The following is a 13,634-nucleotide window of genomic DNA, read 5'->3' as shown; positions in this document are numbered from 1 at the left end:
GAACGCATTAAGATTGTCGTGAATGTTGGGATAATTGTTTAAATACTTCCTCCACGGAATTCTTCTCCAGGTTGATCTCCCGGAGACGCCAGCCATGCTGCACGCTTGCGGTCACTACTCTTTCCGTAATTTCCTGATCCCCGTTGAAGAAAACACGCACTAGTCTCTCCGTGAGCATTTGCGTTTTGACGATGCCGGGGATCTTTTCAAGATCCTGTGCAGCGGGCATGTTGCCAAAATGGACAAGCATGCTGCTGGGTTCGATATAGTTGGAAAAGGCCTCCATCGTGTCGGAAAAGACGATCCTTCCATTCTCTATCATATTGATCTCCTGACACAACAGCTGTACTTCCGAGAGGATATGAGAGGAAAATATCACCACTCTTTCCCTGGCGATCTCCCTGATCAGCGCCCTTACTTCGATGACCTGGTTGGGGTCGAGACCGTTCGTGGGTTCATCCAGCACAACGACATGAGGTTTGTGAACGATGGCCTGGGCTATTCCCACCCGCTGGCGATATCCCCCGGAAAGGTTCCGTATAAGACGTTCGCTGAAATGGGCGATACCACAGCGCTCCTTTACTTCGGCAACGGCGCGTGCGATCGCCTGCCTGGGCATCAACCGCAAGCCTGCGCAATAGCGCAGGTATTCATCCACCGTAAGATCCATATACAACGGCGGGTTTTGCGGAAGAAAACCGATCTCTTTCTTGGCTAATGCCGGGTCTTCCCGCATGCTGATCCCGTTGATATAAACATTGCCTTCCGTCTGTTTCAGCGCCCCGCAGAGAATATTCATGGTAGTGGATTTTCCGGCGCCATTGGAACCTAGCAGTCCTACGATGCTTGTCCTGTCGATGTCGATATGGATGTCCCGGATGGCCCAATTGGCCGAGTACCTGTGGGACAGCCCCTCGATCTTTACTATGCTTTTGCTCATTTATCAGTAGATAATTATGGATTTTGCTTCAGTTCCGGGTTTTGCGCGATCAGCATGGGTGCCAGCGGGAAAACAAAGCTGTTGCTGCCCGATGCAAGCGTATAGGTGGTGCCATTCAACGTCCTCACCATTGCTTTGGCGAATAGGGGGTCTTTGTCCAGCCGTCGCTGGTCAAACCAGCGCAGACCTGTGCCAAAGAATTCCCGTCTTCTCTCATCGACTACAAGCTGTAAAGCATCGTCGGCAGTGGCAGCCGTCAGATCGACATAGTCTGCCGGCAGGAAACGGAATTTCCGCAAGGTATTGAGCATGGCGACAGCTTCATCTTTTTTTCCGCCGCGCGCCAGGCATTCCGCTTTGATCAGCCAGGTCTCGTTCACCGTCAGCCCCACGGCCGAGGCATCGGGGTAACCGGCATAGTTGTTCCTTGGCCAGAAACCCATGCCGGAGAAAGCGGGGTAGAAGTTGTCGCCGGTGCGTACAAAAAGCATATACCGCAGGTCTTTGGTCCCCAATAGATTCAGTAAGGACTGGCTGAGCTGCGGGGCGCCAAAAGTTTGACGGGGCACTTTACGCAGGAGCACCTGTACGTCATTGAACTGGGCGGGGAAAATATAGGGATTCGCCGCCACGGCGGTATTATAGTCATACAGGTTGCCGGAAATAGCCAACGTGCTGTCCGCATAGACAGCTGCGTTGGCAAAATCCCTCATGTTGAGATATACTTTCGACAACAGTGCATAGGCCGCGGCTTTCCCAGCCCTGGAATTGATCTGCTGCACCCCGGGCAGCAACGGTATCGCCTGGCGGATGTCCGCCAGTATCCGGTCATAAGTGGCCTGCACCGAAGCCCTGGTGAGATCCACGAACAACGCCGGCTTCAGCAGCACAGGTACTCCGGGATCTTTTGCCGCGGTAGACGCATCATATTGCCGGGCATACGTATTGACGAGCATAAAATAGGTGAACGCCCGTTGGATCAACGCTTCACCCAGGAGATCGTTCCTTAGGGTCAGATCACCTCCCTTACTGCCCAACACGCCGTTGATGACGACATTATAGACATACATGGCGCTATACAGGGTATTCCAGTCATAATCCGACTGATCCACCTGGTAGAATGGCTTAGCCCAGGTGTACATGGCCTGTTGGATCGTATTCCCACTTACGTAGCTTGCTATGGCGGGGTCTGCCAGGTCAAGATCATCGCAGCTCAGCTGGGGAGCCATACCAAGGGCTACTTCCTGTTTATCCGGGTTATCCATCAGAGCCCTGTAGTCATCCGTATATACCAGTACCCGTTGTCCCTGCACGGGAGCATCTTCTACATATTTCCGGCAGGAGGCCAGCGAAAGCGCAAACAATAGTATCGTGAGTATTCTTGGATACATATGATAGTTCATTTTCTTTTTAAAAATTCATGGAAACCCTGAAAGAATAAGAGACGATGGGCGGTATCTGGTAGTTGTTGCCCGTCGTATACAGATAGTCGGGATCCATCTTCTCCTTATTGGCGGCCCAGATCATGCCCAGGTTGCGTGCGACAGCCGAGAGCGACACTCCTCTGGCGCCCATTTTTTGCGCCCAGCGCAGGGGCAGCGGATAGGAAAGCATCACCTGCTGCAGCTTGATATTGCTGCGGCTCCTGATAAGGTAGCTGGACTCCGAATAACGGGAGATGCTCGTGTAATAGACGGTGCCAGGACCGAATTCCAGACCGGGGACATTGGTGAATGCTTCGTCTCCGGGCTTCTTCCACCGCTGCTCAAGATCACCGCTCCGTCCGACATAATTATTGTTCGAAAATCCGACGTCATTGATGGATGGCTTGCGGAAAATACCCCCAAAAGCGTACAGGAACTGTACATTCAGCTCGAGACCCTTGTAGATCAGGCTATTCCCAAAGCTGCCGAACCAGGGAGAGGTGGTGCGCCCGGAATAGACGCGGATATCGGTAAAAGGATAATCCATTACCGTATAGGTTTTACCCTTTATTTTCGGGTCGGCGATCAGGGACTGACCGGTACTGTCCAGCCCGGCCCATTTATAGGAGAAGAGATAATCTGTCGGGTAACCGTCATACAAGTATTCAGCCCCGAACGAAGTGGTAGGCTTCTTGAAACGAAGGTCCCGGATGATATTCGTATTGTAGGAGATATTCAGATAGTGGGTCAGTTTCCAGTCCTTTGTTTCCAACGATATGACATTGAGACCGATGTCGATGCCGCTGCCATGCAGGTTGGCAGTATTGAACGCAAGGCTGGTAAATCCGTAAGTCCCGTTGATCGGCAGCTGCCAGATGATGTCCGTCGTATATTTCCTGTAATATTCAAGGGAACCGGAAAACCTGTTCTTGAATAAGGAGAAATCTATGCCGTAATTGACCATACGAGTTTTCTCCCACGCCAGGTTGTCTATGGCAGGCGTGGAAATATTGCCTACCCGGAGACCAGTATAATAATCTCTATACAGGCTGACGACGGTCACCGGCGCATACCCTTGTGGCGCATTACCGCTGAAACCGTAGGTGAAGCGTAGCGCAAGACGGTCAAGCCATCCGATGTGCTTCATAAAATCTTCCCTGCCGAGGTTCCACTTTACCCCGGATGACCACAAGGGGATAGCTCTTTTGCGACGCTCGACCCCCAGCAGGTTCTGGTCGTCGAACCGCGTGCTGCCGGAGACGGTATATTTGTTATTGAACGTATAAGCGCCGTTGCCATAATAAGACATCGACCGGATAGTTTTCTCCACGACGGCTGACGATGTTGCCCCAATCGTCTGGGTAATTCCATATATATCGGTATAATATACGTATGGGTTCACCGGCACGAAGGCGTTGATCGTTTTATCAGATCCATAACGTGTCTCGCCGGAGGATTTAGTGTAGTTCTCCCGGATCTCGCTCCCGATGACCATGCTCAGCTGATGCTTGTTTTCCCAGTTCTTATTGATGTTCAGTAAACCCCGGACCCCATAGCTCCTGCCCAGGGAATTGACCAGCTTATCCTTTCCTCCCGGGGGAATGCCGTAGATACGGGCGCCCGTGCCGTTGATGCTGGTGGCCGTATTGACCAGTAGCCGGGCGTCATAGCTATCCGGTTCCCAGTAGGTTTCCTCATCCATGAATGTCCTGCTAATGTTGCCCGCTACCACCGCATTCAGCCAGGGCGTTATTTTCCCGGTGATGGAACCATCGAAATTGAAATTATTGTTGTTCTGGATGGTATTCGAATAATTCAGCTCGTCGATGGGGGAATACCGGAAGGGCAGGTATCCCTTGCTTTCAAAGTTGCGGGCAATGGAAGGAACAAGGAGCACATCGTAGTACACCGCATGTCCCGAGTCGTCCACCAGCCGGTCATACGGCCGCATGCCGCGATCACCGACACTCATAGCGTTTACAGCCGCCATATTCACCTTATCCCTGGTATTGGCAAAGGTGAGATCGTAAGACGCCGTGATCAGGCCATCCAAAAAAGAGGAGGTGCCGCCGGCATGTAGGGAATAGCCCTTGTTAGTATTGCTGCGGTAGATCCGCTTGTCCTGGTAAAGATAGCCGGAGACAAAATACGAGCTGTTGGGCCCGCCCCCGGAAATGGACAGGTTGTATTGTTGGGTCGAAGGAGACTGCAGCATGTATTTGGCGATCTCATCGCCATTGTCGACGGCAGCCAGCGCATTCAGCTTTTGATCCATCTCGCCCTGGGAGATCTCTCCCCGCTTGTAGCTCCAGTAGATAGCCTGTGCCTGGCTGTTGTTGGGTGGGTAAAAACCGGACGTCGTGAGGGTGGGATCATAGAGCCTGCCTTTGTCGATCAGCTCCTTTTCCATCGCAATGTAATCCTTTATGTTCATCAACGTGCCGTACTTTGCTCCCGGCCTGCTGCTCGTACCCAACGTGGTGGTAAAGCTGAGCGTGGGTTTGCCGTTACGCACGCCTTTCCTGGTCGTCACAACTATGACGCCGTTGGCTGCCTGGATACCCCATATGGAGGCGGCGGCCGCATCTTTGAGAAAAGTGATCTGCTCGATATCGTCGGGGTTGAGATAATCCAATGCCCCGTCGGAAATGGACATCTGGGAAGGGAATCCGTCGATTACAAGCAGCGGGTCTGTGCTCACCACTGTGTAGCTGCTTTTGATCGTGGAAAAGCCCCGTATAGTGACAGTACCGTTGCGGCTCTGACCCGCCGTCGTCTTCGTGGAGATGTCCACACCCGGGACCATCCCCTGCAGCCTTTCAAGCACGCTCACAACAGGCACCTGGGCCAGCTGTTTGGACGTAACGACCCCAAAAGATCCCGTGGCTCTTTCCTTGGGAAGCGACTGATAGCCCGTATTTACCACGACATTCACATCTCTCAGGTTATCGGTGGCTTGTTTCAGGCTGACGGTTACAATAACATTCCTCATTTGTAACGCAGTAAGAATGATTATTTTTGTTTCATAACCCACATAAGAAACGGTCACCGCATCACCTGCATCTGCATTGCCGGTGAATATACCTTCCCCATCCGTAAAACCCGTTTTCCTGACATCTATAGCGACCGAAGCGCCTACCAGGGGTCCGCCCTCGGCATCCACTACCCGTATCTTCACAGGTGATGCTCCAGACTCGGCAGGCGTGGGCGAAGCGCCGGACTGTTCTTTTTGGGAAACCAGAATGGTTTTTCCTTGGATGACATACTCGAACGGCTGATCTTTAAGCACCAGGTTCAGAAAATCACGCAGCGACATATCGGAAACGGAGAATGAAACTCTTTTTGCCTGGTCGAAAATATTTTTCTTACTAAGAAGCACATACCCTGTCCGTTTTTCTATTGCCGTGAAGACCTGCTTCAAGGTGAGGTCTTTTCCCGAAAGCGTGATGTTCTGGGACTGACCGGCAGCACGAACATTCAGCAGGATAGTGAATAAAAGGGTGATGAATAGCCAATAGCAATTCTTTTGCATACTTCAGCAGATAGTTTGGTTGTTATTAAAAATGGTCTATGGCAGGCAAAACGATCCCTGTTTTCTGTGTCAGCGCGCGAGACAGTGAAATATTAAACGAAAAAATTTATCCCGATATAACGAATAGCTTTCTTCCTTCCAACCTGCAGTGCACGCCCAATCTTTCCAGGAACAGCATCAATCCTTTGAGCGAAACATCTCTGGTCATCTTTCCCATAAGTTCGACGTCAGGGACGCCTTTCTCATAAACCACCTCGATGTCGTACCATCGCTCCAGTTGCCGCATCACCTCGTCCAGCCTGGCGTCTTCAAAGCTGAACATGCCGTTCTTCCAGGCCATGACCTTATCGATATCGGGGTCGCTGACGACTTTTATTCCTGTCCCGTTCATCAGGCCGGCCGGCACCTGGGCCTGCTGAGCTGGCTTGAGAACAACATTGTCATTCATCCCGCTCCTGACAACCCGGACCGCCCCTTCCAGCAAGGTGGTATTGATACTATTTTCATTGTCATAAGCATTTACATTGAAATGCGTGCCCAGCACCTCTACCACTTCCTTGTTGTTCACATTTACCCGGAAGGGCATGTTCGTATTCTTTGCCACTTCAAAATAAGCTTCCCCCTTCACCTCCACCTGGCGCACCTGCCCTTCGAACACCGTAGGGTAGCTGATGGAACTGGCCGCGTTCAGCCATACCTGCGTCCCATCGGACAACCTGAGCTGGAATTGACGTCCATTGGGCGTAGACATCGTATTGTATAGTATTTTCCCTTCGCTGCCGGCATACACCAACGCGCCGTTGTCCAGGCTTACCAACACGTTTCCCTGCGTGGTTACACGTCCATTTTTCAAACTATCCAAAACGATCTTCGAGCCATTGGCAAGGGTAAGAATGGCGCCCTGTTTCCCCGGCACCAGATCAGGAGTTTGCACAGCCATCGCCGGCGCCGGCGATGAAGCCCTACGGCCTATCCACAGGTAAGCGCCAATACAAAGCGCTAATATGGCACATGCTGCCGCGATCCGGCGATAGGGCATTTTGACCAGAGGGGTTGATCGCGCTGGCCTGATGGCCTGGAAGATCATTTCACGCAACGCTGTGTCCTCCTCTTCTGTCTCTACTGCATTGACAAATGCGTCGTCTACCATCGCTTCAAGCTCGCTGTCATACTGTCGACCGGCGATCAGGCTGAACAATCGCTGCTTTTCCTCCGCTGTAATTGCGTTGGTCAGATATTTATCCATCAACTGCCGGAACTCGGTCATGGGATCGATCGTTTATTTTGGCTTGTATAATAAAGACAGTAGCAAAAAGGAACAGGTGCAGTCGGCGGGAAAATATTTTATAAAATAATTTCTGCCAGCACCCAGACCACCGCCATTGAATGCCCCCCATGCTTGCGGACATACTCCCGGATGGTGTTCAACGCCCTTATAATATGGCTCTTTACAGTGGCTGGAGCGATGTCCAGCTCAGCAGCGATCTCGGCATAGGTGAGCCCACCGTTCCGGCTCAATTGAAATATACGCGCCTGCTGGGGAGGCAAGGTCTGGATCGCCTCCTGGATGATGGATAAGGTTTCCTTATACTCCAGCAGTGCGGAGGGCGTGAGCAGATCATCGGGGACGACGTCCTGGCTGATGGCGGTATTGTCCGGCGATCTTGCTTTTTGTTGAAGGAAATTGAGAATGGTGTTCCGCGCCATGATGAAAAGCCAGGCGTCGAAGTCGTCTACTGCCGCAACGTTTGCCCGTTTTTCCCAAAGCCTGATAAATACAAGATGAACGACCTCACGTGCTTGCTCCGGGCCTTTTAAAAAGCCCAACGCCACCTGGTATATCTTGTTCCAATACCTGTCGAAAACCTGCTTATATGCCCGTTCATCCCCTTTTGCCATGCGCATAAGCAGCTCTTTTTCATTGTATTTCAAATTCGTATGCACTTATACTATAAATTAACAGCCCCCGCCTTCCGCCGGCTGGTGAAAGCACTATGATTTACCGATTATTTAAAAGATAGAATAGGGAAGGCCAATGGTGGGCCGTTAAATTACAATTTTTATCAAATCGATACAAGTGCCGGTGATTTCATCAACCCGGTCATGTGGAGGATACCGGGTGATGATTGGCTTCGGATGCCGATTCCCGGCCATTTATTTGCCCGTTTGAATCGGGTCAACGCCTGCCGAGGTTTGAATTATTTTTTGAATAGTGCCATCAGAGTTATAGTACATATTGTCTACGCAGATAGATCGCCTGTAACTGCCTCCGGTAGGCAACGAGCCATTGTGGTAAAAAAAATAGGATTTCCCTTTATAATCAATTATTCCTGGATGGGTTGTAAAGCTATTCGACACGTTTTCCTGGATGATACCTTTATAATTCCAGGGGCCAGCCGGGCTGGAAGAGGTACAGTAAGTGAATTAGTTGTCAGCCAACTGGTGAATACAAATAGTAGTACAAATTTGAATTTCATTTTTTAGCTTTTAGAGTCTTTTTTCAGAAAAGGCGCTTGTTCCTTTCCTGCCCCTTATTATTTTATCACGGTTTATCCCAGAACACGCGTTGCGTTAATCCGTCGCCGCCCATGCTCGCAACAGCTGCCTTATAGTTGTCACGATTTTGGGCTTCCTCAGCATTAGGATAAGCCATACGTCTTGCAAAGCCGCCGTTTAAGTTATTATTGTACATATTAGGCTGCAATATAGGAAATCCGCTTCTTCTCCAGTTAGCAAAACCTTCGGCGCCGTTGGTTACAGAGCATATCCAGTATTGCGTATTGATAAGCTTAAGCGCGTCCGGATCATTATAAGCGATCGCAGGCTGAAGCAGGTAACTGCTCTTATCCTCATCTGAAACGGCGGGGCTAAATACGCCGGGAAACAACGCCCATTCATCCATAGCAGCTCTGACGCCGGCTTCATAGTATTGTTGAGTGGTTAAGCCACCTGTAATCCACCCTCTGAATGTAGCCTCTGCCAACAATAGTTGGGTTTGAGAATTTGTAATAAAAAAAGCCGGGGCAACAATATTGACCATTACGTCGTAATTAAGCTGTGTGTAGTTTTGTCCTCCGCCTTTGGTGCCTCTGTATCCCGGAAAGGTTAAAACGCTTATCTGGTCATATCCCACCGGGAATCCATATTGGTCAGCAGTTATGGTATCACGTGTGGAGGTGATTTGTTCGGGTTTGGCATAGCTGGCTCCGATATACTTCAACCTGGGATCACCCGTGTTTTTTAACTGGTTAACGAAAGGCTCGGCTAAATAATAAAAATAGGGACTGACGTTCCGCTGCAGGTTAGAAAAACCGTTAGGAACTGCACTACTATACAAATTAACAACGACGTTATCGCTATTTGATTGAAGTACACCTCCTGTAAATGCTTCTTGTGCAATACTTGCTGCTTTGGCGGCGTCAATTTTCGAGTAACGCATGCCTAAACGCAGCATTAAAGAGTACCCGATCTTCTTCCATTGGGTTATCTGTGCAGCTATTGCCGCAGGGGTAACGGTGTTTAAACCACCAAAAAACAAGTCGCCTTTTACATAATCATTTGAAGCGGACAAAGCTGCCGTAGCCGTCTTAAGCTCCTTGTAAAGATCCGCGTAAATATCGGCCATTTTATCATACTTTGGATAGTTTATACCCTCAAGATATCCTTTTCCTGCATCGCTGTATGGTACATCACCATATGTGTCAACAAGGGTCATAAACGCATACGCTTTCCATATCCGGGCCATGTTGTACAGGTTTTTGGCAGCTGAGTCATCTTTAGTAAGACTGACGATCTGTACCAGGGGTTTGACTACACCTGCATACACCCCCCAACGCGGTGTGTTGTATCCATCCACGTCCTCGTTAAAATTAAACCCTGCCGTAGCGCCGGCGTTATAAGCATTCAAATATTGTTGCACGATGGTTTGTTCTCCATCCCAGCCGCCAACATTCATTCCGCGCTCTGCTCCGGAAAATAGCAACCCCAGATCAATTTTTGTAATAGCATAAGGGTCCTGGTTTTTTTCTTCAAACCCCTTTGTGCAGCTCATGAAGCAAACCACCACTGTGAGCGGGATTATAAGACAATTAATTTTTGTCATAATATATAATTTCAGAATTTTACATTTAGGTTAAGCCCAAAGGTCCGGGTAGTTGGCTCCGTATGCTGCTCATATCCTAAGCGACTGTCAGCTGATGACGCGAACGCTTCCGGATCAACATCAGGTATATGTTTCATAAGTACTGCCGCATTCCGGCAAAAAGCTGAAAGCGTTAGCCCTTTAATAAACTTTACGTTTTTAATCATAAAACCGGTCAAGTCATAGGTAAGTGTAATATTTCTTAACTTGACAAAATCGCTGCTGAAAACAAATGGATCTCCTATTTGCTGTGTGCGATAATCAGCGTAAAAAATCTGCGGACTAACTGATATTGTATTCTGATTTCCATTAGGCAGCACACCATCAAAAACAACGCCATTACGACCTACTAAAGATTTCTGACTCATACCTGACCTTAAACCGTTTAGTGCTGTTGACGACAACACTTTTCCGCCAAATTTCCCATCAATACTGACTAACAAGCTCAGGTTCTTGTATTGAAAAATGTTTGCAATACCACCGATTACTTTTGCGTTTGCACTACCATAATTCACCGGAGAGGCTGAAGGCAAAAGCCTTCCCGCGCTATTTAACATTATCTGACCCTTGTTATTGCGGAGATACGTATTTGCTATCAATTGGTTCATCTCTTTGCCAACATCGTACACTAAAGAGCCCAGAAACTCGTTTCCTGTTCCATTAAAAAAAACTACCACCTGACGGGTTTGCCCCGGATTTAATGCTAACACTTTTGATGTATTGTAGGCCGAGTTTACCGATATATTCCAGATAAAGTTTGACGTCTTAACAGGTGTTCCATCAACCGCAACCTCTAAGCCCGTGTTTTTCAGCTTTCCGATGTTTACCGTTGTGCTATTATAGCCGGAAGCAGGTGATAAATCAACCGGCAATATCTGATCATTGGTCCTTTTGTCGTAAATGGCGACATCAAAATTTAAGCGGTTACTTAAGGTCCTTAACTCCAGGCCAATTTCCTTTTCACTAACGCTGTAGGGCTTTATATGCGGGTTTGGATTACTTGTGTTAGCAATAGTTGCGATGGGATAAGTCCCGAACATTTGTTGATCGATGGTGTACGTCAGCTGGCTGCTAAAGGGGCTTACACCGTTTACATTACCCACATCTGCATAACTCATTCTTAATTTACCATAATTCAACCATTTGATCTTGGGCAGCAATTCAGAGAAAATGAAGCTGGCGCTCACAGATGGATAGTTGAATGAGTTTTTCGGATTAGCCAATAGCGAACGTGGCGGCGTAAGCACCGAAAAGAAGTCAGTACGATCGGTAACATTCAGGTAAAGGAAATTTCTGTAACCAAAATCCGCAAAAGCATATAAAGAGTTTACCTGAAATCTGTTTATGCGGAAATCCTGGCTTTTGGTGATACCATTTCCAATGCTATAAATGTCTTTCGCTACAAAGTCTGTCACACTTTGGGTAGTAATGTTATTTTTTACTGTATACATATTACCGCCAAAGCTTACGTCGATAGTAAAATCGCCAACTTTATGGGTAGTCCCTAACAGAAAATCCATATTCATTTGTTTGTTGTAATTCGTGTTAGCGCTGTAATTCCCCACCCAGCCAGTGTTGCTACTATTACGTAGCGGAACCCCTACGCCATGGGGCAAATTAAATTCGTTGGCACTGTACCCGAAATCTGCATTTACACGTCCCTGGAAGTACAACCACTTAAAGAAATCATATCTAAGGGAAACTGTACCTAACAAACGATCTCTTTTGGTGTAATTGAACATTCGTCCAATGAGGTAATACGGGTTAGTCAAAAGGGCATTAAAGGGGTTGGTTGGATACAAACTGCCATCAGGGCCTACAACACTGGTCTTCAACGTCGCAATCGAAATAGTCAATGGAATACGGTGAAGGAAGCTGGAAAACCCTATACCTTGAGCGCCAACCAGCGGGGGATTGTTATTTTCCTCGTGCGTATAGTTGATATTCGCCTGAAGCGTCAGCTTTTCAGTGACTTTGCTGTTGAGTCCTAAGTTAAAGATCTTTTTATGATAACTATTACCAGGGGAAATACCAGTAGCATCCTGGTTTGAAAAAGAAACACGATAGCTAGTTAAGGCGTTACCGCCGGAAAGTGCTATCGTATTCACCAGCGTCGTTCCTGTCCTGTAAAATTCCTTGAAGCGGTTTTTATCAGGAGAATAAGGCCGTAAAATACCATCATACTGTACAGTAGGAACGCCGTCATATTTTTCGCCCCATGACAGATTACCGGTTGATTGCGCCTTAGCCTGTGTGGCAGGGCGGACACCATTAGAGCCGGTGCCGTATTGGGTTTGGTAATGGGTAAAATCCATTATTTCGTCAGCGGCAAAGCTGGAGGTAAACTCCACACCGAACCTGGAATTTTTAGCGCCGCTTTTGGTGGTAATAATAATTGCACCATTTGAAGCTCTTGAACCGTAGAGCGCCGCGGCTGTCGCGCCTTTCAGCACGGTCATCGACTCGATATCATCCTGGTTGATCTGTTGCAGGTCGTCGCCCTGGTCTATGGCAGGAGACCCACCCTCGGCACTGCGTGCCCCCTGGTCCATTGGCAAGCCGTTAATTACAATCAATGGCGAGTTGGTTTGGCCAGCAAATCCAGATTGTCCCCGCAAACGAATCCGGTTGCTTGCGCCTGCCCCCGCAGTTGGCGGAGCAATTTCCAAACCGGCAATTTTACCCTCCAACGAGGTCATCACGTTGGTAGTGCGATTCCGGGTGATCTCATCGACTTTTACAGCAGAGGCCGCGTAACCCAGTTTTCTTGATTCCTTTTTTATACCCAAAGCGGTTACGACCACCTGATCCATTTCTTTATTCTGTGCATTTAAAGTAATACTAATCGTATTACGCCCTTTCACAGCTTCTGATTTGGTCTCAAAACCTATACTACTAAAAATAATAAACGAACTATTATTAGTTAGCACCAGGGAATAGTTTCCGGATAGATCGGTGACTGCACCTCTTTTATTTCCCTGTTGAGTGACACTCACACCTGGCAATGGTCTTCCAGCGGCATCAATAACGGTTCCCTTAATAGTAGTTTGTGCAAAAGCAGTAGTTAAACACAGTTGCATTACAATCGTTATTGCAACCACTGCTTTCAGGTCAAATTTTAATTTTTTTTGTCTCATAAGCATTTTTCATTTTGGCAATGATTACCTGGCCTGAAGCAAGCAGCCAGGTCCAATCGATAAAATTGGTTTAAAAACCAGCAATGTTATTGTTGTGGTGTTTTTGAAAAAGGTCACATACGCAATCGTTTTTATGTTGAAGAGATATGGCGCGTTTTAGTCAAAACTATATATCGATAGCCCACTTACGTTTTAAACCGTCTGGGTACAAGCTACTCTATTCAAAGTCGTACAATGTTTTTCTAAATCCGGCAGTGTGAGCGTACAATAGCAGCGTGAAAAAAGATCCTTCTGTGATAGATACCATTCAACTTTCCTGTGATCTTAAACCATCCAAAAGTGTCTGAGTATATTTTTTGATTACTGAAAGTAAGCTGGCGAACCGTATTAAACTACCAAAATGCAACAAAGTTAATTATTGAACACGCTGCTATATAGTTTTTGGAGTCGGGGAGGGGAG

7 protein-coding genes are annotated in these 13,634 nt (G+C 48.1%); all 7 read right to left on the bottom strand.

All coding sequences use genetic code 11. From position 1 onward, the window contains the following. Nucleotides 1-7 precede the first annotated feature (7 nt). On the bottom strand, nucleotides 8-940 hold the full coding sequence (locus Q4E93_RS13845) for an ABC transporter ATP-binding protein (protein ID WP_303586095.1): 933 nt from the start codon (nucleotides 938-940) through the stop codon (nucleotides 8-10). Nucleotides 941-954: 14 nt separating this feature from the next. After that, entirely contained in the window at nucleotides 955-2,331 is a 1,377-nt protein-coding gene (locus Q4E93_RS13840) for a RagB/SusD family nutrient uptake outer membrane protein (protein WP_303586094.1), read from the bottom strand. A gap of 19 nt (nucleotides 2,332-2,350) precedes the next feature. Beyond that, nucleotides 2,351-5,896, bottom strand: a complete 3,546-nt coding sequence (locus Q4E93_RS13835; RefSeq protein WP_303586093.1) for a SusC/RagA family TonB-linked outer membrane protein — start codon at nucleotides 5,894-5,896, stop codon at nucleotides 2,351-2,353. Nucleotides 5,897-6,002: 106 nt separating this feature from the next. Next, nucleotides 6,003-7,163 (bottom strand): FecR family protein, encoded by a 1,161-nt coding sequence (locus tag Q4E93_RS13830; RefSeq protein ID WP_303586092.1) that lies wholly within the window; start codon nucleotides 7,161-7,163, stop codon nucleotides 6,003-6,005. A 77-nt stretch (nucleotides 7,164-7,240) separates the two neighbouring features. Then, nucleotides 7,241-7,840: an RNA polymerase sigma factor gene (locus Q4E93_RS13825; RefSeq protein ID WP_303586091.1), complete on the bottom strand. Its 600-nt coding sequence runs from the start codon at nucleotides 7,838-7,840 to the stop codon at nucleotides 7,241-7,243. A gap of 598 nt (nucleotides 7,841-8,438) precedes the next feature. After that, nucleotides 8,439-9,998, bottom strand: coding sequence for a SusD/RagB family nutrient-binding outer membrane lipoprotein (locus Q4E93_RS13820; protein ID WP_303586090.1), 1,560 nt, complete (start codon nucleotides 9,996-9,998; stop codon nucleotides 8,439-8,441). Between the two features lie 11 nt (nucleotides 9,999-10,009). Next, nucleotides 10,010-13,174, bottom strand: a complete 3,165-nt coding sequence (locus Q4E93_RS13815) for a SusC/RagA family TonB-linked outer membrane protein (RefSeq protein ID WP_303586089.1) — start codon at nucleotides 13,172-13,174, stop codon at nucleotides 10,010-10,012. Nucleotides 13,175-13,634: the final 460 nt, after the last annotated feature.

This window comes from Flavitalea plasmicola, from assembly GCF_030546645.1.
In the GTDB taxonomy this organism is placed as follows: domain Bacteria; phylum Bacteroidota; class Bacteroidia; order Chitinophagales; family Chitinophagaceae; genus Puia.
The sequence above is the reverse complement of the archived record's forward strand: the minus strand, read 5'-3'. Positions and strand labels throughout refer to the sequence as shown.

What these genes read in the sequence shown, in the direction of transcription:
- Q4E93_RS13845 (WP_303586095.1), bottom strand. Translation starts at nt 940, where the DNA reads ATGAGCAAAAGCATAGTAAAGATCGAGGGGCTGTCCCACAGGTACTCG.
- Q4E93_RS13840 (WP_303586094.1), bottom strand. Translation starts at nt 2,331, where the DNA reads ATGTATCCAAGAATACTCACGATACTATTGTTTGCGCTTTCGCTGGCC.
- Q4E93_RS13835 (WP_303586093.1), bottom strand. Translation starts at nt 5,896, where the DNA reads ATGCAAAAGAATTGCTATTGGCTATTCATCACCCTTTTATTCACTATC.
- Q4E93_RS13830 (WP_303586092.1), bottom strand. Translation starts at nt 7,163, where the DNA reads ATGACCGAGTTCCGGCAGTTGATGGATAAATATCTGACCAACGCAATT.
- Q4E93_RS13820 (WP_303586090.1), bottom strand. Translation starts at nt 9,998, where the DNA reads ATGACAAAAATTAATTGTCTTATAATCCCGCTCACAGTGGTGGTTTGC.
- Q4E93_RS13815 (WP_303586089.1), bottom strand. Translation starts at nt 13,174, where the DNA reads ATGAGACAAAAAAAATTAAAATTTGACCTGAAAGCAGTGGTTGCAATA.